Below are 19,116 nucleotides of genomic sequence, written 5' to 3' on the forward strand. Positions count from 1 at the left end.
GGTGCTTGATGCTACCGAGCCCACCACGCCCGACCGACCGCCTCTCGCCGAGCGTGAAACGGATCACCCATTCGAGCGAAGCCTTTGAGGTTTACGGTTTTGCGCCACCCGGCACCGGGTCGGTCTTGATTTCGAACTCGCGGCCACGGACCCGGCTGTACTCCTGTGCATGCCGGGCCGTCACGGCCTCCGATGCCAAGCCGCATCCTCTTCAGAGGGCGGCGTTTTCCAGCCACTCGGAGTCGATCTCGCCTTCGGCGACGATCACCGCGGGACCGGTCATCTCGATCTCGCCGTCGGGCCGCTCGGTGATCACGAGCCGCCCGCCGGGGACATCCACGGTGTACGTCACCGGAGTACCGGTGACGGACGGGTCGGCGCCGTCCCTGCGGGCGGCGGCCACGGCGACGGCGCACGCGCCCGTGCCGCAGGACCGGGTCTCGCCGGAGCCGCGCTCGTGCACGCGCAGCGCGACGTGCCGCGGGCCGCGGTCGACGACGAACTCGACGTTGACCCCGTCCGGGTAGGCGGAGGCGGGGCTGAAGGGGGGCGGCGCGTACAGGTCGCCCGCGTGCGCGAGGTCGTCGACGAAGGCGACGGCGTGCGGGTTGCCCATGTTCACGTTCCGTGCGGGCCAGCTGCGCTCGCCGACGGCGACCGTGACGTCGCCCTCGGGGAGGCGCGCCCTGCCCATGCCGACGGTGATGTCGCCGTCCTTGGCGAGGTGCACGCTCTTCACGCCCGCACGCGTGGCGATCGCGAGGTCGCCTTCGGGGACGAGGCCGGCGTGGCGGAGGTAGCGGGCGAAGACCCGGACACCGTTGCCGCACATCTCGGCTATCGAGCCGTCGCCGTTGCGGTAGTCCATGAACCACTCGGCCTCGGCCGCCAGGTCCTTCGCCTCCGGGTGCGCGGCGGAGCGCACGACGTGCAGCAGTCCGTCGCCGCCGATGCCCGCGCGGCGGTCGCACAGGGCGGCGACGGCGGCCGGGGAGAGGTCGATGGCGTTCTCGGGGTCCGGGACGATCACGAAGTCGTTCTCGGTGCCGTGTCCCTTGAGGAAGGCGATCCGCGTGCTCATCCCCCGATCGTACGGGGTGGGTACGACGCTGCCGCGCGGCGGCGACGTGGGACGGGGCGGACGGGGTCTAACGCAGCCGTGCGACCCGCAGGACGGCCAGGACCACGACCGCGGCGACCAGGACGACGTAGGCGAGGACGACCCGCCAGTCGGGACGGCGGCCGGAGCCGCGCTGCGGCAGGCCGGGCCAGGTGTGTCCGACGCGGCGGGCGGCCATCATTCCCCAGCCGGCCGCACAGGAGCAGATCAGCAGGCCCAGCATGGCGATCACGGCGCCGCTGTCGCCGAAGTCGAAGGCGAGCGGGAAGGCGAACATCAGGGAGCCCGTCGCGGCCAGGGCGACGATGGGGGCGAGCTGCCAGATCCGCAGCCTGCGCTGGGGGCGCAGCTCGACCTCGACCTCCGGGCCGCCGGCGAACATCTCCTCCGGCTCGGGACCGTCGGCGGTCACGCCGCCCTCGGCCTCGTCCGTGTCGTCGATGTCGTCCGTGCCGTCGATCCCGTCGATGCCGTTCGAGCCGTCGACGGCGTCCGTACCGCCGTCGCCGTTCGAGCCGTCGGCGCCGTCCGCTCCCGCGGGACCCGGACGGTCGTCCACCGGCTCCGGTTCACCCTGCTCGCCGGTGACGTGCTCGGTGCCTTGTGCGGTGTCACGAGGGCCGGCCTCCATCGCCACGCGCCCTCCCCACTCGGACTCCACTTGGTCGATCGAAGCTCGATGATGGCACGGGGCCGGAGGCCCGGATGACGGCCTGAGCGTCCCGATGCCATGACGTGATCAGGCTGTGACCGGTCGTTCGACCAACGCCAACGCGAGCTGCGGAAGTTCCGCGAGGTCCGCCGCGGCCCCACTCAACCAGTGCACCCGCGGATCGCGCCTGAACCAGGAATCCTGACGGCGCGCGAAGCGTTTGGTGGCGCGGACCGTCTCCGCCCGCGCCTCGTCCTCGGTGCACTCGCCGGCCAGGGCCGCGAGGACCTGCTGGTAGCCGAGCGCGCGGGAGGCCGTGCGCCCCTCGCGCAGGCCTCGCGCCTCCAGCGCGCGCACCTCGTCCACGAGCCCCGCGTCCCACATCCGGTCCACCCGTCGGGCGATGCGCTCGTCGAGTTCGGGGCGGGTCACGTCCACGCCGATCTGGATCGTGTCGTAGACGGAGTCGTGCCCCGGCAGATTGGCCGTGAAGGGCTTCCCGGTGATCTCGATCACTTCGAGGGCGCGGACGATACGGCGGCCGTTGCTCGGCAGGATCGCCTGCGCCGCCTCCGGATCGGCGGCCGCCAGGCGGGCGTGCAGGGCGCCGGAGCCGCGCAGCGTCAGCTCCTCCTCCAGCCGGGCCCGCACCTCGGGGTCGGTGCCGGGGAACTCCAGGTTGTCGACGGCGCCGCGGACGTACAGCCCGGAGCCGCCCACGAGGACCGGCCAGCGGCCCTCGGCGAGCAGGGCGTCGATGCGGGCCCGGGCCAGGCGCTGGTACTCGGCGACCGAGGCGGTGACGGTGACGTCCCAGATGTCGAGGAGGTGGTGCGGAACGCCGCCGCGCTCCTCGGGCGTCAGTTTGGCGGTGCCGATGTCCATCCCTCGGTACAGCTGCATGGAGTCGGCGTTGACGACCTCGCCGCCGAGTCGTCGGGCCAGAAAGACGCCCAGATCGGACTTTCCGGCCGCGGTCGGTCCGACGACGGCGATGACCCGGGGGGTGGGGGGTGCGCTGCTCACCGCACCAGTCTCCCAAACGTCACCCCGTGCCCTCGAACGAGTGAGGTGACAGGACTCGCGCCAGGTCGTTGCCCGTTGCGGGATTTCCGTCGCCCGTTCACGGGGCGGCGTGATCCGGTGACGCAGACGGACGCACCGGGCGACGCGGGATTTCGCCCGCACGAGTACCGTATGGAGTGAATATGGGCGTTATGGAATGGCTTTTCCGTAGGTCGAAGGCCGCACGGCAAGCGGACACGGGCGGGACGGTCGCGGACGGGACAGTCGCGGACAGGACGGTCGCGGAGGAAGCGGCCGATCCGGAGGCGGCGGCCGCCTCCGGGACACCGGCCGGTTCGTCCGAGGGCGGCACCGGGGCGGAGGAATCCGCCGAGGACGGTGTCGGCATCCCGGGGCAGCAGTCGTCCGGCAAGGCCGCCGACGGTCGGACCGGCGAGAACGCCCGCACCTGACGGACCCGCCAGGGAAGGTGACCCATGGGTCTTTTGCACAACCTGAAGGCCAGGCTCAGCCCTGCCAAGGACAAGGTGTCCGGCCTCGCGCAACAGCACGGGGACAAGATCCATCACGGGATCGACAAGGCCGCCCACGTCGTCGACGAGAGGACGAAGGGCAAGTACTCGGGCAAGATCCAGTCGGGCACCGGCAAGGCCAAGGGCGCGGTGGACCGGCTTGCGCACAAGGACGAGCCGGGGGCGGGCGGCGACACGTTCACGCCCCCGACCTCGCCGCCGCCGACGTCCTGAGCGACGGGCGGCAGCAGCAGCACGATGGAGACGGACGGGCGGCCGTGGTGCGCGTGCGCACACGCGGCCGTCCGCCGTCCCCCGCGCGCCGACGCCGGTGCGGCCGGGACCGCGCCGGACGGCGAACCGCGCTTGACGGCGGCCGGGGCTCGGACCGGGCGGCGACCGCGCGGCCCGGCCGAAGGGACTAGGACCAGGCCGCGACCACGTACCCGACGCCGTACGGCGCGTCCTCGTACAGCAGGCTGCCGGACAGACCGGCGTCCTGCGCCGCGCCCGCGAGCACCTGCCAGGGGGCCCGCCCGGCCGCCTTCAGCTCACGGGCCAGTCCGGCGTCGAGGGCCGTCAGGGCCGCGATGTCGGCGGCGCCGAGCGCCCTCCCGGCCTCGGCGTCGAAAGGGGCCGCGCGCTCGTCCAGATAGCCCGGCGCCTTCAGCGTGCGGCAGGCGCTCGCGTCGCCCATCACCAGGAGCGCGGTCCGACCGGGCCGGGCGGCGATCTCCCGGCCGGCCTCGGCACATCGTCCGGGCGCGAGGGACTCCTCCACGCCGAGTCCCTCGACCGGGGCGTCCGACCAGCCGGCCCGCTCCAGCAGCCAGGCGCCCACGGCCAGGGAGGGCGGCAGGCCGCGCCCGGACGCCGCCTCCGTGCCCGCCCCGCCGAGCCGTACGGCGAGATCCACGCCGAAGCCGCGGAAGGAGCCCGGCGTGCCCGCGGGATACGCGCCCCGCCCGGCCTCCTCCATGGGGCCGATCACCACGAGCCGGTCCGGCCGGGCGGCGGCGAGCACCGACAGCGCGTCCGAGCAGGCGGTACGCGCGGCGTCCAGCTCGGGTGCGGCGCCCGCGGCCACCTCGGGCACGAGCAGGGGCGGACAGGGGCAGACTGCGGCGGCGACAAGCATGATCGGCAGGGTAACCCCGAGCCGCCGGCCCCGCGTGCGCCGGTACCGGCGTACGCCCGCGGGAGGCGGGGCGGGCGGAGCACCGGTCAGTCGCGGCCGCAGCCGCTGCCGCCGGCCACCGGGAGCGGCGCGGGGGCGCCGATGCCGGGCAGGCCCAGCATGACGCCGGCCGACTTGGCCGCCTTCTCAGCGGTGCGCTTCTCCCAGGCGTCACCCGCGCGCGTGCGGCGCACGTCGAGGACGGCGCCCTCGGCGAGGAGGTGGTGGGGGGCGGCGTAGGTGATCTCGACCGTGACGACGTCGCCGGGGCGGACCTCCTGATCGGGCTTGGTGAAGTGGACGAGGCGGTTGTCGGGGGCGCGGCCGGAGAGGCGGTGGGTGGCGCCGTCCTTGCGGCCCTCGCCCTCGGCGACCATCAGCTCCAGGGTGCGGCCGACCTGCTTCTTGTTCTCCTCCCAGGAGATCTCCTCCTGGAGGGCGACGAGGCGCTCGTAGCGCGCCTGGACGACCTCCTTGGGGATCTGGTTCTCCATGGTGGCGGCCGGGGTGCCGGGCCGCTTGGAGTACTGGAAGGTGAACGCCTGGGCGAACCGGGCCTCACGCACCACGTGCAGGGTCTCCTCGAAGTCCTCCTCGGTCTCGCCGGGGAAGCCCACGATGATGTCGGTGGTGATCGCGGCGTGCGGGATGGCCGCGCGGACCTTCTCGATGATCCCGAGGTAGCGCTCCTGGCGGTAGGAGCGGCGCATCGCCTTCAGGACGGTGTCCGAGCCGGACTGGAGCGGCATGTGCAGCTGGGGCATCACGTTCGGCGTCTCGGCCATGGCGGCGATGACGTCGTCGGTGAAGTCGCGTGGGTGCGGCGAGGTGAACCGCACGCGCTCGAGGCCCTCGATCGTCCCGCACGCGCGCAGCAGCTTGCTGAAGGCCTCCCGGTCGCCGATGTCGGAGCCGTAGGCGTTGACGTTCTGGCCGAGCAGCGTGATCTCGCTGACGCCCTCGCCCACCAGGGCGTCGATCTCGGCGAGGATGTCGCCGGTGCGGCGGTCCTTCTCCTTGCCGCGCAGGGCCGGGACGATGCAGAACGTGCAGGTGTTGTTGCAGCCGACGGAGATCGACACCCAGGCCGCGTACGCGCTCTCGCGGCGCGTGGGCAGCGTCGAGGGGAACGCCTCCAGGGACTCGGCGATCTCGACCTGCGCCTCCTCCTGCACGCGCGCGCGTTCCAGCAGGACCGGGAGCTTGCCGATGTTGTGGGTGCCGAAGACGACGTCGACCCAGGGGGCCTTCTTCACGATGGTGTCGCGGTCCTTCTGCGCCAGGCAGCCGCCGACCGCGATCTGCATGCCGGGCCGCGAGGCCTTCCGCGGCGCGAGGCGGCCGAGATTGCCGTACAGCCGGTTGTCGGCGTTCTCCCGCACGGCGCACGTGTTGAAGACGACGACGTCCGCGTCGCCGTCCGACCCCTCGGGGGCGCGCACGTAGCCGGCGTCTTCGAGCAGCCCGGACAATCGCTCGGAGTCGTGGACGTTCATCTGGCACCCGTAGGTGCGAATCTCATAGCTCTTGGGTGCGGGAACGTCCACTGCGAGGCTCCGGTCGCTGCTGCTGGTCATGCCTTCAAGGTTAGACGGCCCCGCGGTGAGCATTCCCCGGCGCTCCCGCGTCGGGAGGAGCGCACCGCCGCCGTCCCCGGAAGCCGCTCCCGGCAGCGGCACCGTGATCATGCTCGCTCCGGACGCGGGGGCGACGCCCCGCGCCACGGCCGTCGCGGACGGCGGTTCCCGGGGCACCGGCCCGGAACGAGGAGGCGGCGCCCCACCGGCGGGGCCGGCGTCTCCCGGCGCGGTCCGACACCGCGGCAGGAGGCGGGTGAGCCCGAAGGCCCGTCCGTCTCCTGCCGACGGTGCCGAACGGCCCCGTGTCAGCCGGTCTGCACGCTCACGTCGTCCAGCACGAAGCTGGTCTGGAGGCTGGCGTCCTCGGTCGCGGTGAACGACAGCGTGACCTGCTGGCCCGCGTAGGGGCTCAGGTCCAGGGTCCGCTGGACGTAGCCGCTCGCCGCGTCGACGTTGGACAGGGTGGCCAGCGTGGTGCTGCCCGCCTTGACCGTGAACCGGTCGTAGACCGTGCTGCCGGATTCGTCCGTGTCGATGTGCAGCCAGTACGTCAGGGTGGCCTTGGCGCACCCGGTGGGCACCGTCACCGTCTGGCTCAGGTTGTCGGATCCGGTACGGCCGTAACCGCCCAGCCAGGCGAGGCGCGTGCCGCTGTGCGCGGACTGACCGGAGTAGGCGCCGATCGCCGCGGTGTCACCGGTCCACGGCGAAGTCCCGCTCTCGAAGCCGCCGTTGACCACGAGCTGGCCGGGCTGGCAGGTGCCGGTGCCCTTGACCGTCAGCGTGTACGTGGCGGTGCGGGTGACGGCACCGGTGCCGGTCAGGGTGATCGGGTACGTGCCCGGGACGACCGACGAGCCCACCGCGAACGTCGCCGTGGACGACTGGCCCGAGGTGAGCGTGGCCGGGCTGAAGGAGACGTTCACGCCGGAGGGCGCGCCGGAGGCCGACAGGTTCACCGTCTGCGGCGAGCCGTTGGTGGTGGCCGTGGCGACGGTGGTGGCCACCGAGGTGCCCCGGTCGGCGGTGCCGGAGGCCGGGCTCGCCGCGACGGAGAAGTCTGCGGCCGGGACCTGCTGGGAGACGGCGACCGTCCACAGGGTGTGGGCGATGCCGTCCGCGGCACGGTTGAGCCCGGTCGCGTTGACGTTGCTGAGGGTGTCGCAGGACTGGTGGTAGCAGGGGTCGTACGCGGAGCCCGCGGTGCCACCCCACTTGGCCGCCTGCGCGGAGGTCTTGCGGGCGCTCGCGCCCATCGCGTAGCCCGAGGTCGGGATGGAGTACTGCTCGAACGGGTAGTCGTCGGAGCGGCCCGCGCCCTCGGTGTTCTCCTCCGGCTGGAGGTTCAGCGAGTCCCAGTACGCCTTCATCGGCTGGGCGGCCGTGGAGGTGACGTGGTTGATGAAGTAGCCGCCGTTGGTGGAGGCGATCATGTCGAAGTTGTAGTACGCCTTGATCGTCGAGCGCTGCGTCGAGGTCAGCGAACGGACGTAGAAGTCCGAGCCGTTGAGGCCCTGTTCCTCGTCGGTCCACCAGGCGAAGCGGACCCGGTTGGTCATCTGCGGATTGTTCGCGGCGAGGGTCAGCGCCGCCTCCAGGATCGCGGCGCTGCCGGAGCCGTTGTCGTTGATGCCGGGCCCGGCCGAGACGCTGTCCAGGTGGGCGCCGAACATGTAGACCCTCGAGGCGTCGCCGCCCGGCCACTCGGCGATGAGGTTCGGTCCGGCATTGGTGGTGCAGCCCGAGGTGCAGGGCTGCTCGGTGACCGTGTAACCGGCCGCCTGGAGCTTGCCCTTCACGTACGCGAGGGAGTCGCGGTAGCCCTGGCCGGTCGAGCGCCGGTTGCCGCCGTTGTCGGCGGCGAAGCGGCTGAACTCGGTCAGGTGCGCCTGGACCTTGGAGACGTCGATGTCGGGGGCAGCCGCGGCGAGCACGGCGGCCGCCGTGCCGGCGGCGGTGTCGCCGTGACCGAGCCGGGCCGTCGGGCCGCTCGTCGGCGACGAGGCGGCCGCTGACGCGGCGGGCAGGGACGCCAGTCCCAGGGTCACGGCCAGGGAGAGGCCGGCGAGGCTGAGTCTTCGTAGCACCGTGGCTCCTTGTATGGGTGGAGATGGCGAGGTGGTGCGGGCGTGACGGCGTGCCGCCTCCGGCTCCTCCCGGTGAGGAGGGAGCCGGATTTTGTGACATGGCCATGCCTAACGTGAGGACGGTCGCAGCAGCCGCGAGCTCGCGTCAATGGGGTCCGCGGGGGAAGGAGTTGGTCATTTCGCGATCAGGAACGGGGTGACCTCGGTGCGGACGGAGGCCTTGCGGGCGCCGTGCCGCAGTTCGCCGGAGCCGCCGGCCGCAGCCCTGCCGGCGACGAGAGCGAGGAACCCACCGCGACCGGGAAGCGGCCCGGACCTGCCCTTCCCGACCGCGCCGGGGCGACGGGGGCGAGGGCGGCGAGGGCGGCCGCGGGACTCGCCGAGAGCTCCGGGGCCGCCGCAGCGGCAGCGGCAATGACCGCGGTCGGACGCAACGTCGTACTCCGTCCGCCGCGGGGAGGCGGATCGTTGCGGCCGAGTACGGGTCCGCACCCAGCTGGCTGGGTACATGCCAATTTCGACAAGGCGCGGGCTCTGGTGCGGCGCCGTGCGTACGCTGCGCCGATGAAGCTGGAGTTGAGGCATCTCGAAGCCGTGTGCCGGATCGCCGAGGCCGGCAGTCCGAGCGGGGCTGCGGGGCAGCTCGGGATCACCCGGCCCGCGCTTTCGGCCCAACTGCGGCGGATCGAGCGCGTCGCGGGCGGGGAGCTGTTCCTCCGCAGCCGTCGGGAGGTGGAGCCGACCCCGCTGGGCGAGTTCGTGCTCCGCAAGGCTCACCTGGTGCTCGGCGAAATGGAGGCCCTGGCCGCCGGCGTCCGGGCCGTCGCTCCGCACTCGACACTGCGGCTCGGCTGCATCCTCCTCGTCCTCGTCGACCACGGGTGCGGCGCGCCTCGCCTTCCTCGCGGCCTGCGGTACGGCCCGCGCCTCCGAGCGGCTCAGCGACGGGGCGATCCACATCACCAGCGCGTTCCTGCTCGCCGGTTTCCCGACCGCCGTCGGCACGCTCTGGGAGATCGACAGCACGCACGCCGACCACGTCACCGCGGCTTCTGCCGCCGGGCCGCGGGGGAACCGGCACACGGCCGGGCCCTCGCCCCGCACCACAGCGTCCGCGCCCTGCGCGAGCGGATGCCGCAACGCCCGCACGTCTGGGCGGCGTACGTGTACGCGGGCGCGCACGGGACGCGGGCGGGGCTGAGGCTGCGGCGGGACCGGGGCAGAGTCAGGGTCAGGGGTCGATCAGGCCCGCCCGGATGGCGTAGCGCGTGAGTTCGAGGCGGTCGCGCATGCCGAGCTTCTGGAGAAGGTTGGCGCGGTGCCGTTCGACGGTCTTGGCGCTGATGAAGAGGAGCGCGCCGATCTCCTTGGAGGTGTGCCCCTCGGCGACGAGCTTGAGGATCTCCTCCTCGCGCTCGGTGATGGGCCGGTCGGGCAGACCGTCCACGCCGACGCCGCGGTGCAGCCGTTCGAGGTACGACCGCACGAGCGCGCGCTCCGCGCCCGGGTAGATGAACGGCTCGTCGCGCACGGCCGCCCGGCACGCCTCGACGAGGTCCCGGTCGGCGACGGACTTCAGCACGTACCCGCCCGCGCCGGCCTTGAGGGCCTCGAAGAAGTACTGCTCGTTGTCGTACATGGTGAGGATCAGGATCCGCAGGCCGGGCAGCCGCCGGGAGAGTTCGCGGGCCGCCTGGAGACCGGTCATCCTCGGCATGGCCACGTCCAGGACGGCCAGGTCGATGTCCCCCGCGCGGGCCCGCTCGACCGCCTCGGCCCCGTCTCCCGCCTCCGCCACGACCGTCAGGTCGGGTTCACCGTCCAGGATGAGCCGCACTCCGCGGCGCACGAGGGTGTGGTCGTCGGCGAGGAGCACGCGGGTCGGTGCGGACTCGTCGGTCATCGGCGGCCTCCGGGGAGGGTGGGGCGGGTGTGAGGGCTGAGCAGCGAGGACCCGCGCCGGGGCGGACGGCCCCCGGTCACCGGAGGCCGCCTCCCCCGGGCGGCGCAGCGGCGGACGGCGCGGTGACGGACGGCGCGGGCGCGGTCCGCAGGCGTACGGCGGTCCCGCCGAGACCGGGCCCGAAGGTGAACGTCGCTCCGATCAGCAGCGCCCGTTCCCGCATGCCCAGGACCCCGGCCCCCTCCCCCGCGGTCGGCCCGGGCCCCCGGCCGTTGTCCCGTACGAGGAGTTCGACGCCGTCGGCGACGGGACGGAGACGGAGTTCGGCGCGGTCGGCACCCGCGTGCCGGGCGGTGTTGGTCAGGGCTTCCTGGGCGACCCGGTAAAGCACCAGTTCGGTCTCCTCGGTCAGCGGGGGCAGGCCGGGCCGCAGGTCGGGGCGGACCGTCAGCCCGTGGGTGGTGAACTCGGCGGCGAGCGAGCGCAGGGCGCTGACCAGGCCGAGTTCGTCCAGGACACCGGGGCGCAGACGGCGGGCGATCCGGCGGATCTCGTCCAGTCCCGCGCGCGTGGCCTCCTGCGCCTGCCCCACCTCGTCACGCAGGTCGTCGGGGGCCCGGTCGGCGACGCGCTTGAGCTGGAGGAGTACGGCGGTGAGGGTCTGGCCGACCTCGTCGTGCAGTTCGCGGGCGATGCGGTGGCGTTCGCGTTCCTGGGCGGACAGGGCCCGGGCGGCACTGTTCGCCCGCTCCGATTCCAGCCGGTCGAGCATGGCGTTGTACGTCGTGATCAGCTCGGCCGTCTCGACCGGGCCGGAGACGACGGCACGGGCGCCGGGGTGCAGCAGGTCGGCGTCGCTCATGGCCCGCCCCAGCCGCCCGAGCGGGGCGAGCCCGACGCGCAGCACGACCGCGTTGACGGCCAGCAGCGAGGCCAGCAGCGAGGCCAGACCCGCCACGACGACGAACGCCTCGGCCGGCAGGACGGGTGTGGAGACGGTGACCGGACCCAGGAGCAGCGCGGCGGCCACCACCAGGCCGACGGCGTTGAGAGCGAAGATCCGCCAGAACAACGACACGTGTGCGACTCCTCCTCCCCCGGCTCCCCCGGTCCTCTTCGCCGGCCGGTCGCCCCGCGACGACCGAGCCGTGCCCGGCCGGCCCGTCCGGGACCATGGCACCGCCCTGACCAGCATCTCCGTCCTGCGCCGGCCTTGTCCATCCGTGACGACACCCATGTCGTCACCGTACGGCGGGATGACAGCATGGCGCGTCGGCGCACTGACGACCGACGGTCCCGAGGGCCGGTCCGGCACCGACCACCGCCGCCCTCGCGGGCCGGTACCGGTACCGCGAGGGCATCTGTCCCGGCATCGGCGCCGACATCGACCGTCCACGACCTCAAGGGGAAGAAACCGTGTCCGCTCCACGCCTCCGGACGACGCCGCTGCCAGGCATCGGCGTCCAGTACGACCTCGTGACGCGGGAGCAGCGCCACCTGTCCGTGGTGGCCCACCGTGACGGAACCCGGACGGTGAGCGTGTACCAGGCCGACGACCCGGACGCCTGCGCCCAGTCGCTGCGCCTCTCCGGCGCCGAGGCGGGCTCGCTGATCGACGCGCTGAAGCCGTCCCACCACAGCGCGAGCCTGCTGTACACGACCGGCCTCGGGCTGGTCGCCGAGCGCATCGAAATGGCCGCGACGTCCCGCTGGAACGGGCGGCTGCTGGGCGACACCCGGATGCGCACGGAGACCGGCGCGTCGATCGTGGCGGTGCTGCGGCGGGCCGAGGCGATCCCCTCGCCGACGCCGGACTTCCGGCTGGCGGGCGGCGACACCCTGATCGTGATCGGCACCCGCGAGGGCGTGGACGCGGCCGCGGCGATCCTCGGTCGGGAGTGAACCGGTGCACTCCTCCGCGGTCCTGCTGATCGAGTTCGGTTCCATCATTCTGGCCCTCGGACTGCTCGGCCGGTTCGCCGCCCGCTTCCGGTTCTCGCCGATCCCCCTTTACCTGCTCGCCGGCCTGGCCTTCGGCGAGGGCGGGCTGCTCCCGCTGGGCGCGAGCGAGGAGTTCGTGGCCACCGGCGCCGAGATCGGCGTCATCCTGCTGCTGCTCATGCTCGGCCTGGAGTACACGGCCAGCGATCTGGTCTCCAACCTCAAGGCCCACTATCCCTCCGGCCTGGTGGACTTCACCCTCAATGCGCTGCCGGGCGCTGCCGCCGCGCTGCTGCTGGGCTGGGGGCCGGTGGCGGCCGTGGTGCTGGCGGGCGTCACCTGGATCTCCTCGTCCGGGGTGATCGCCAAGGTGCTGGGCGATCTGGGCCGGGTCGGCAACCGGGAGACGCCGGTGATCCTGAGCGTCCTGGTGCTGGAGGACCTGGCCATGGCGGTCTACCTGCCGATCGTCACCGCGCTGGTGGCCGGCGTGGGGCTGGCGGCCGGCAGTCTGACCCTGGCGATCGCGCTGGGCGCGGCGGGGCTCGTCCTGTTCGCGGCGGTGCGCTACGGCCGGGTCATCTCCCGGTTCGTCTCGAGCGACGACCCGGAGAAACTGCTGCTCGTGGTCCTGGGGCTGACGATCCTGGTCGCAGGGGTGGCGCAGCAGCTCCAGGTGTCGGCGGCGGTCGGCGCGTTCCTGGTCGGCATCGCGCTGTCCGGTGAGGTGGCGGAGGGCGCGCACACCCTGCTGAGTCCCCTGCGGGACCTGTTCGCGGCCGTCTTCTTCGTGTTCTTCGGGCTGCACACCGATCCCGCCAGCATTCCTCCGGTCCTGCTGCCCGCCCTGCTGCTGGCCGCCGTGACCGCCGCGACGAAGGTCGCGACGGGGCACTGGGCGGCGCGGCGCGCCGGCATATCGGTCAAGGGCCGCTGGCGTGCGGGTGGCGCCCTGGTGGCCCGCGGGGAGTTCTCCATCGTCATCGCGGGGCTGGCGGTCACCGCCGGCATCGAACCGTCCCTGGGCCCGCTGGCGACGGCGTACGTCCTGATCCTGGTCGTCCTGGGCCCGCTCACCGCCCGCTACACGGAACCCCTGGCGACCCGCTGGACCCGCCTGCGCGAAGCGCGCCGGACCCCGTCGCCGGAGCGGGCGGCCGAGCCGCGCGCGGAGGCGCCGGTGGGCGACTGAGGAACGGGGCGGCACCCACGGGGGGCGCGCATCGCACCACGGGCGCCGGTCGCCCGGGTGCAGGCCTCCGACAGCGGTCACGTGAGGGTGAGCCCCCACCACGGAGACCGGCGCGTGCGGGGAACCGCGCCTCGCCACCGGCCGTGGGGCACGCTTGCCGGCCCAGCGGCCGGGCCTGCCGCCGGTCGGCGGCGCCCCACGCCGCTCCGAGGTTCGTCAGGCCGCGCCGCCGGGGACCCACCCCTGGCGGCGCAGCACCGCCGACACGTCCGGTGCCTCGTAGTGCTCGCCCTTGAGGACCTTGCCGTCCGCCCGGCGGGCCACCTGCCCGTCGGGGCCGAGCTTGGTCATGTTGGAGCGGTGGATCTCGGCTATCACCGCGTCGAGATCGATCCCGTGCACCAGGGCCGTGCCGTACGCGACGTAGACGACGTCGGCCAGTTCGTGCGCGAGGCGGTCCAGGGGCCCGTCCACCGACACCTCGGCCACCTCGGCGGCCTCCTCGGCGAGCAGTTCCCCGCGGTGCGCGGCGAGGTCGGCCGGCACCTCCGTCGGCGTGCTGCGGGTGTCGAGACCGAAGGCGAGGTGGAACTGACGGACCAGGTCGGCGGGCGAAGAACTCATGCGACCGACTGTATCGACGGCCACTGACAGTCACTCCGGGCACCGCCCGGAGTGCCCCGCCCTGGCCAGTTCGCCGCCCCACCTGGCAGGATCGCGCGCATGTCCAAGGTGTTCCCTCCCGTCGGCAGGCGCCGGGCCGCGCAGGGCGCGGCCGCCGCCGTCGTCCTCGGGCTGCTGCTGTGGTGGCTGCTGCCGCTGGGCGAGGACCCGCCGAGCGGCACCATCACCTTCAGCACGGGCACCACGAGCGGCGTCTACCACGAGTACGGCAGCCGGCTGCGCACCGAGCTGGCCGAGGACATGCCCGGCCTGGACGTGAACCTGACCACCAGCAACGGTTCGCAGGAGAACGTCGCGCGCGTGGCGACCGGGCAGGCCGACTTCACCATCGCCGCGGCCGACGCGGTGGAGACGTACGAGCGGGAACACCGTGACGCGGTCGCCCGGCTGCGCGGGGTCGCCCGGCTGTACGACGACTACGTGCAGCTGGTCGTGCCGCGCGACTCGGACGTGCGGACCGTGGCCGACCTGAAGGGACGGACGGTCGCGACCGGGCTGCCCCGTTCGGGGGTGCGGCTGATCGCCGAGCGGGTCCTCAGGGCGGCGGGCGTGGACCCGGCGAAGGACATCAGGGCCGTGTCGGAGGGCATAGACACCGGCCCGGAACGGCTGAAGCAGCGGAAGATCGACGCGTTCTTCTGGTCCGGCGGGGTGCCGACGGCCGGTCTGGAGAGGCTGGCCGACGGCTTCACCTTCCGGTTCGTGCCGATCGACGCCGCGCTGGTGGCCAAGATGCACGAGCAGGACGACGCGACGGGCTACTACCGGGCCACCAACATGCCCGAGTCCGCCTACCCGATCATCCAGAACGGCTCCACGGTGCCGACGATCGCGGTGTCCAACCTGCTGGTGACCCGCACGGACGTGGACCCCAGGCTCACCGAGTGGCTGACGCGGACCGTGATCAAGAGCCGCGACGGGATCGGACGGCACGTGCACTCCGCCCAGCTGGTCGACCTGCGCACGGCCATCTACACCGACCCCCTCCCCCTGCACGAGGGCGCCCGGCGCTACTACCGCTCCGTCAAGCCGTAGCGGGGCCGGTCTCAGGCCACCGGCCTCGACCTCGGCACGGACACCGTCACCTTCAGCCCGGTGGGCTCGTGGTGGTCGTATGCGATCGTGCCGCCGCCCGCCGCGAGCAGGGCACGGGAGATGGACAGGCCGAGGCCGGAGCCCTTGATGTTCTGGTGCCGGCCGCTGCGCCAGAAGCGGTCGCCGACGCGCTGGAGCTCCTCGTCGGTCAGGCCGGGACCGCGGTCGGTGACGACGACGGTCGAGACCTCGCCGTCGACGGCGACCGTCACCTCGACGCGCTCGCCCTCCGGCGTGAACTTGACCGCGTTGTCGATCACCGCGTCCAGGGCGCTGGAGAGCGTGACCGGGTCGGCCCAGGCCGTGGTGGGCGGGCAGTCACCGGCCAGGTGGACACCCTTGGCCTCGGCGGTGGGCGCCCAGGCGGCGACGCGCTCGGCGGTCAGCGCGCCGATGTCGGTGATCCGCAGGTCCGCCTGGGTGTGTTCGGCCAGGGCCAGGTCGAGCAGGTCGTCCAGGACCTGGGCGAGGCGTTTGCCCTCGCTCTGCACGGACGCGATCTCCTCGTTGCCCTCCGGAAGTTCGTAGCCGAGCAGTTCGATGCGCAGCAGCAGCGCCGCGAGCGGGTTGCGCAGCTGGTGCGAGGCGTCGGCGACGAAGGCGCGCTGCTGCTCCAGCACGTCCTCGACGTTGTCCGCCATCTCGTTGAACGACCGGGCCAGCCGCCTGAGTTCCGGCGGACCGCTCGCGACCGCGACCCGGGACTTCAGCCGGCCGGTGGCGATGTCGTGGGTGGTGGCATCCAGGACCCGCACGGGCCTGAGCACCCAGCCGGTCAGCCGCAGGGCCGCGCCGATGGCGAGCAGCATCGCCGCGATCTCGCCGGCGCCGACGACCAGCCAGCCGTGCAGGATGCGCGAACGCATCGCCCCGGTGGGCGAGTCGGTTACGACGACCGCGACGACGTCGCCGTCCCGGATCACCGGGGACGCCACCACGAGCCGGTTGCGCTGCCAGGGCCACACCTGCTGGGGGTCGTGGCTGCGCCGGCTCAGCAGCGCCTCCTCGAACGCTTCCCGCACCTCGCCCTTTTCGGGGAGGTACCAGTCCCTCGGCGCGTGGGCCATGGGGGTGTCGCTGCCGTAGAAGACACCGGCACGAATGCCGTAGACGTCGTAGTAGTTGACCAGTTCGCGCATCAGCGTCCCGCGCCGCTCGTCGTTGGTCGTGGCGAGCGGGTCGAAGGCGCCGGTCGGGGCGGTGACGAACTGGGCGAGGGCGGCGAACCGTGCCGTGTCGTCGATGCGGTCGACGACCACGTCCTGTTGCTCGGCGCGGGCCACGCTGACCGCCAGCGGCACGCCCAGGGCGAGCAGCACGGCCGCCATCAGGACGATGAGCAGCGGCAGGAGACGTGTGCGCAACGGTCCCCGCTAGGCCGGAGCCACGAGCCGGTAGCCGACGCCGCGCACGGTCTCGATCAGGGCTGGCATGCGCAGTTTGGCGCGCAGGGAGGCGACGTGCACCTCCAGGGTCCGCCCGGTCCCCTCCCAGCTCGTGCGCCACACCTCGCTGATGATCTGCTCCCGCCGGAAGACCACGCCGGGACGCTGGGCGAGCAGCGCCAGCAGGTCGAACTCCTTGCGGGTCAGCTGGACGACGGCACCCTCCACGGTGACGCGCCGGGTGGGCAGTTCGATGTGCACGGGCCCGAGCAGCAGCTCGCCGTCCCCCGCGGCCGCCGCGTCCTCGGGGACGGTTCGCCGGCTGACGGCGTGGATGCGGGCGAGCAGCTCACCGGTGTCGTACGGCTTCACCACGTAGTCGTCGGCGCCCAGGTTGAGGCCGTGGATGCGGGAGCGCACGTCGGAGCGGGCCGTCACCATGATCACGGGGGTGGCGGTGCGCTTGCGGATCTTGCCGCAGACCTCGTAGCCGTCCTGGTCGGGCAGGCCGAGGTCGAGCAGGACGACGCCGAAGCCGGGACCCTCCGGGACGAGCGCCTGGAGTGCCTCCTCGCCGCTGCGCGCGTGGGTGACGTCGAAACCGTGCCGCTTCAGGACCGCGGACAGCGCGGCGGCGACGTGGTTGTCGTCCTCGACGAGCAGCAGTCTCATCCCGGCCTCCTCCGGTTCATCGGGCGTACCATCTGGTTCTGTACAAAGTCGTACGACCCAGGCGTACGGTTTCGGTGGGCGAAAAGCGCGGTGCACGCGCGCGTGCACCATGGCAGTCACGCTGATGGACGAGGACGCCGTCAAGTGGGTTCCGGTTGCGCGAGGCTTCCGTTATCCGCCCGATACGGTCCCAGGTCCCCGGCGCTACGACACGTGTCCGATTGCTATCGGATCGTGATGCTCAGATTCCCCTCAGATGTAATGACGCTGATCGCGAGTGGTCACTACTGTCCTCCGAAACCGAGGAGGACGGAGCCCGAAAGCGATGACCGAAGTATCGGTGGCCAAGGAAGACGCGGCCGCACCCGGCGAACTGGTCGTCCTGAAGAGCGTCAACAAGCATTTCGGCGCGTTGCACGTTCTCCAGGACATCGATCTGACCATCGAGCGCGGTGAGGTCGTCGTGGTCATCGGACCCTCCGGGTCCGGCAAGTCCACGCTGTGCCGCACCATCAACCGCCTGGAGACGATCGACGAGGGTTCGATCACGATCGACGGGAAGCCGCTGCCCCAGGAGGGCAGGGAGCTGGCCCGGCTGCGCGCCGACGTCGGCATGGTCTTCCAGTCGTTCAACCTGTTCGCGCACAAGACCGTGCTGCAGAACGTGATGCTGGGCCAGGTCAAGGTCCGCAAGGCCGACAAGAAGAAGGCCGAGGAGAACGCGCGCGCCCTGCTCGACCGCGTCGGCGTGGCCAGCCAGGCCGACAAGTACCCCGCACAGCTCTCCGGCGGCCAGCAGCAGCGCGTCGCCATCGCGCGCGCCCTGGCCATGAACCCCAAGGTGATGCTCTTCGACGAGCCGACCTCCGCCCTGGACCCGGAGATGATCAACGAGGTGCTGGAGGTCATGCAGCAGCTCGCCCGGGACGGCATGACCATGATCGTCGTCACCCACGAGATGGGATTCGCACGATCGGCCGCAAACCGCGTGGTGTTCATGGCGGACGGCCGCATCGTCGAACAGGCTTCGCCGGACCAGTTCTTCAGCAATCCGCGCAGCGACCGCGCCAAGGACTTCCTGTCCAAGATCCTGCACCACTGACGGCGCCCCGCGCGCCCGCGACCAGCGTCACCCGCCTCTCGACGGCTCGCACCTCTCCTTCATCGAAGGCATCACCCAAAGGAAGTTGATCATGAAGCTTCGCAAGGTCTCCGCCGCCTCGGCCGCCGTCCTCGCCCTCGCCCTCGCCGCCACCGCCTGCGGCTCCGACGACAAGGACGACACGAGCAGCGGCTCCAGCGGCGGCGGCGACAAGATCAAGATCGGCATCAAGTACGACCAGCCGGGTCTCGGCCTGAAGGAGCCCGACGGTTCCTTCTCCGGCTTCGACGTGGACGTGGCGACGTACGTGGCCAAGGAGCTCGGCTACAAGCCCGACCAGATCCAGTTCGTCGAGACCAAGAGCGCCGACCGCGAGAACGCCCTCTCCCGTGGCGACGTCAAGTTCATCACGGCCACCTACTCGATCAACGACGAGCGCGCCAAGAAGGTCGACTTCGCCGGCCCGTACCTGCTGGCCCACCAGGACCTGCTGGTCAAGAAGGACTCCGACATCGCCAAGGGTGCGGACCTCAACGGCAAGAACCTGTGTTCGGTGACCGGCTCGACGTCGGCGCAGAACGTCCGGGACAAGATCGCCCCGAAAGCCAACCTGAAGCAGCTGGCCGGTTACTCGGAGTGCATCGCCGCCCTCCAGAGCGGCTCCGTCGACGCGGTGACCACCGACGACTCGATCCTCGCGGGCTTCGCCGCGCAGGACAAGTACAAGGGCCAGTTCAAGCTCGTGGGCGAGAAGCTCTCGAACGAGAACTACGGCGTCGGCGTCAAGAAGGGCGACAAGGCCACCGTCGACAAGATCAACGCCGCGCTGGAGAAGATGGTCAGCGACGGCTCGTGGGACAAGGCCGTCAAGGAGAACTTCGGCCCGGCCGAGTACAAGAACGAGCAGGCCCCGAAGATCGGCGTCATCGTCAAGTAACCCGGCACCCGCTGCCTCAGGAATCCCGCGCCCGGCGTGGGGTTCCGCGGG

The 19,116-nt window shown here is 72.3% G+C and carries 19 protein-coding genes and 1 pseudogene; 9 read left to right on the forward strand and 11 right to left on the reverse strand.

The annotated features are described in order from the left end of the window. Positions 1–211 precede the first annotated feature (211 nt). The 3 genes from dapF to miaA all read right to left on the reverse strand — a co-directional run bounded on the left by dapF (position 212) and on the right by miaA (position 2,798). Entirely contained in the window at positions 212–1,081 is an 870-nt protein-coding gene (gene dapF / locus AB0N31_RS27325; protein ID WP_366061088.1) for a diaminopimelate epimerase, read from the reverse strand. 67 nt (positions 1,082–1,148) lie between these two features. Further along, a complete protein-coding gene (locus AB0N31_RS27330; RefSeq protein ID WP_366061127.1) occupies positions 1,149–1,751 on the reverse strand; it encodes a hypothetical protein in 603 nt (200 codons plus the stop codon). 108 nt (positions 1,752–1,859) lie between these two features. Beyond that, positions 1,860–2,798 (reverse strand): tRNA (adenosine(37)-N6)-dimethylallyltransferase MiaA, encoded by a 939-nt coding sequence (gene miaA, locus AB0N31_RS27335; RefSeq protein WP_366061089.1) that lies wholly within the window; start codon positions 2,796–2,798, stop codon positions 1,860–1,862. 191 nt (positions 2,799–2,989) lie between these two features. Between miaA and AB0N31_RS27340 the strand changes: the two genes are divergently transcribed. Both AB0N31_RS27340 and AB0N31_RS27345 read left to right on the forward strand, forming a co-directional pair. After that, positions 2,990–3,250 carry a hypothetical protein gene (locus tag AB0N31_RS27340; protein ID WP_366061090.1) on the forward strand — a complete coding sequence of 87 codons (261 nt, stop codon included), beginning with the start codon at positions 2,990–2,992 and terminating at the stop codon, positions 3,248–3,250. 24 nt (positions 3,251–3,274) lie between these two features. Beyond that, entirely contained in the window at positions 3,275–3,544 is a 270-nt protein-coding gene (locus tag AB0N31_RS27345) for an antitoxin (RefSeq protein ID WP_366061091.1), read from the forward strand. Between the two features lie 187 nt (positions 3,545–3,731). Here AB0N31_RS27345 and AB0N31_RS27350 read toward each other — a convergent pair whose 3' ends face one another. The 3 genes from AB0N31_RS27350 to AB0N31_RS27360 form a co-directional block, all read right to left on the reverse strand. Continuing rightward, positions 3,732–4,448, reverse strand: a complete 717-nt coding sequence (locus AB0N31_RS27350; protein WP_366061092.1) for a class III extradiol dioxygenase subunit B-like domain-containing protein — start codon at positions 4,446–4,448, stop codon at positions 3,732–3,734. 86 nt (positions 4,449–4,534) lie between these two features. Beyond that, entirely contained in the window at positions 4,535–6,064 is a 1,530-nt protein-coding gene (gene miaB, locus AB0N31_RS27355) for a tRNA (N6-isopentenyl adenosine(37)-C2)-methylthiotransferase MiaB (RefSeq protein WP_366061093.1), read from the reverse strand. Positions 6,065–6,372: 308 nt separating this feature from the next. Then, the gene (locus AB0N31_RS27360) at positions 6,373–8,154 is read right to left on the reverse strand and encodes a M20/M25/M40 family metallo-hydrolase (protein ID WP_366061094.1); all 1,782 of its coding nucleotides are present in this window, start codon (positions 8,152–8,154) and stop codon (positions 6,373–6,375) included. Between the two features lie 414 nt (positions 8,155–8,568). Here AB0N31_RS27360 and AB0N31_RS27365 point away from each other — a divergent pair. Then, positions 8,569–8,898, forward strand: a pseudogene (locus AB0N31_RS27365) (LysR family transcriptional regulator); the annotation flags it as partial. Beyond that, on the forward strand, positions 8,786–9,355 hold the full coding sequence (locus AB0N31_RS27370; RefSeq protein ID WP_366061128.1) for a CHAT domain-containing protein: 570 nt from the start codon (positions 8,786–8,788) through the stop codon (positions 9,353–9,355). The pseudogene AB0N31_RS27365 and the gene AB0N31_RS27370, both read left to right, overlap by 113 nt. 30 nt (positions 9,356–9,385) lie before the next feature. On the opposite strand, the gene AB0N31_RS27375 is transcribed toward AB0N31_RS27370, so the two are convergent. After that, on the reverse strand, positions 9,386–10,057 hold the full coding sequence (locus tag AB0N31_RS27375) for a response regulator transcription factor (RefSeq protein WP_366061095.1): 672 nt from the start codon (positions 10,055–10,057) through the stop codon (positions 9,386–9,388). A 76-nt stretch (positions 10,058–10,133) separates the two neighbouring features. Next, positions 10,134–11,135, reverse strand: coding sequence for a sensor histidine kinase (locus tag AB0N31_RS27380; RefSeq protein WP_366061096.1), 1,002 nt, complete (start codon positions 11,133–11,135; stop codon positions 10,134–10,136). A gap of 338 nt (positions 11,136–11,473) precedes the next feature. On the opposite strand from AB0N31_RS27380, the gene AB0N31_RS27385 reads away from it, so the two are divergent. Both AB0N31_RS27385 and AB0N31_RS27390 read left to right on the forward strand, forming a co-directional pair. Continuing rightward, complete coding sequence (locus AB0N31_RS27385; RefSeq protein ID WP_366061097.1) at positions 11,474–11,959, forward strand: TrkA C-terminal domain-containing protein; 486 nt, start codon at positions 11,474–11,476, stop codon at positions 11,957–11,959. Between the two features lie 4 nt (positions 11,960–11,963). Beyond that, positions 11,964–13,190, forward strand: a complete 1,227-nt coding sequence (locus tag AB0N31_RS27390) for a cation:proton antiporter (RefSeq protein WP_366061098.1) — start codon at positions 11,964–11,966, stop codon at positions 13,188–13,190. Between the two features lie 216 nt (positions 13,191–13,406). Here the strand turns inward: AB0N31_RS27390 and AB0N31_RS27395 are convergent, their stop codons facing one another. After that, entirely contained in the window at positions 13,407–13,814 is a 408-nt protein-coding gene (locus tag AB0N31_RS27395) for a MazG nucleotide pyrophosphohydrolase domain-containing protein (RefSeq protein WP_366061099.1), read from the reverse strand. A 99-nt stretch (positions 13,815–13,913) separates the two neighbouring features. On the opposite strand from AB0N31_RS27395, the gene AB0N31_RS27400 reads away from it, so the two are divergent. Beyond that, positions 13,914–14,909 (forward strand): TAXI family TRAP transporter solute-binding subunit, encoded by a 996-nt coding sequence (locus tag AB0N31_RS27400; protein ID WP_366061100.1) that lies wholly within the window; start codon positions 13,914–13,916, stop codon positions 14,907–14,909. An 11-nt stretch (positions 14,910–14,920) separates the two neighbouring features. On the opposite strand, the gene AB0N31_RS27405 is transcribed toward AB0N31_RS27400, so the two are convergent. Together AB0N31_RS27405 and AB0N31_RS27410 are read right to left on the reverse strand one after the other, a co-directional pair. Further along, positions 14,921–16,333: a HAMP domain-containing sensor histidine kinase gene (locus AB0N31_RS27405; protein ID WP_366061101.1), complete on the reverse strand. Its 1,413-nt coding sequence runs from the start codon at positions 16,331–16,333 to the stop codon at positions 14,921–14,923. 9 nt (positions 16,334–16,342) lie between these two features. After that, the gene (locus AB0N31_RS27410) at positions 16,343–17,026 is read right to left on the reverse strand and encodes a response regulator transcription factor (protein ID WP_363091952.1); all 684 of its coding nucleotides are present in this window, start codon (positions 17,024–17,026) and stop codon (positions 16,343–16,345) included. A gap of 325 nt (positions 17,027–17,351) precedes the next feature. On the opposite strand from AB0N31_RS27410, the gene AB0N31_RS27415 reads away from it, so the two are divergent. Together AB0N31_RS27415 and AB0N31_RS27420 are read left to right on the forward strand one after the other, a co-directional pair. After that, positions 17,352–18,128: an amino acid ABC transporter ATP-binding protein gene (locus AB0N31_RS27415; RefSeq protein ID WP_366061102.1), complete on the forward strand. Its 777-nt coding sequence runs from the start codon at positions 17,352–17,354 to the stop codon at positions 18,126–18,128. A gap of 91 nt (positions 18,129–18,219) precedes the next feature. Next, complete coding sequence (locus tag AB0N31_RS27420) at positions 18,220–19,065, forward strand: glutamate ABC transporter substrate-binding protein (protein WP_366061103.1); 846 nt, start codon at positions 18,220–18,222, stop codon at positions 19,063–19,065. Positions 19,066–19,116: the final 51 nt, after the last annotated feature.

The organism is Streptomyces sp. NPDC051051 (assembly GCF_040682975.1).
Classification (GTDB): domain Bacteria; phylum Actinomycetota; class Actinomycetes; order Streptomycetales; family Streptomycetaceae; genus Streptomyces.

What these genes read in the sequence shown, in the direction of transcription:
- AB0N31_RS27345 (WP_366061091.1), top strand. Translation starts at nt 3,275, where the DNA reads ATGGGTCTTTTGCACAACCTGAAGGCCAGGCTCAGCCCTGCCAAGGAC.
- AB0N31_RS27340 (WP_366061090.1), top strand. Translation starts at nt 2,990, where the DNA reads ATGGAATGGCTTTTCCGTAGGTCGAAGGCCGCACGGCAAGCGGACACG.
- AB0N31_RS27330 (WP_366061127.1), bottom strand. Translation starts at nt 1,751, where the DNA reads ATGGAGGCCGGCCCTCGTGACACCGCACAAGGCACCGAGCACGTCACC.
- AB0N31_RS27375 (WP_366061095.1), bottom strand. Translation starts at nt 10,057, where the DNA reads ATGACCGACGAGTCCGCACCGACCCGCGTGCTCCTCGCCGACGACCAC.
- AB0N31_RS27415 (WP_366061102.1), top strand. Translation starts at nt 17,352, where the DNA reads ATGACCGAAGTATCGGTGGCCAAGGAAGACGCGGCCGCACCCGGCGAA.
- AB0N31_RS27350 (WP_366061092.1), bottom strand. Translation starts at nt 4,448, where the DNA reads ATGCTTGTCGCCGCCGCAGTCTGCCCCTGTCCGCCCCTGCTCGTGCCC.
- dapF (WP_366061088.1), bottom strand. Translation starts at nt 1,081, where the DNA reads ATGAGCACGCGGATCGCCTTCCTCAAGGGACACGGCACCGAGAACGAC.
- AB0N31_RS27395 (WP_366061099.1), bottom strand. Translation starts at nt 13,814, where the DNA reads ATGAGTTCTTCGCCCGCCGACCTGGTCCGTCAGTTCCACCTCGCCTTC.
- AB0N31_RS27400 (WP_366061100.1), top strand. Translation starts at nt 13,914, where the DNA reads ATGTCCAAGGTGTTCCCTCCCGTCGGCAGGCGCCGGGCCGCGCAGGGC.
- AB0N31_RS27420 (WP_366061103.1), top strand. Translation starts at nt 18,220, where the DNA reads ATGAAGCTTCGCAAGGTCTCCGCCGCCTCGGCCGCCGTCCTCGCCCTC.
- AB0N31_RS27410 (WP_363091952.1), bottom strand. Translation starts at nt 17,026, where the DNA reads ATGAGACTGCTGCTCGTCGAGGACGACAACCACGTCGCCGCCGCGCTG.
- miaB (WP_366061093.1), bottom strand. Translation starts at nt 6,064, where the DNA reads ATGACCAGCAGCAGCGACCGGAGCCTCGCAGTGGACGTTCCCGCACCC.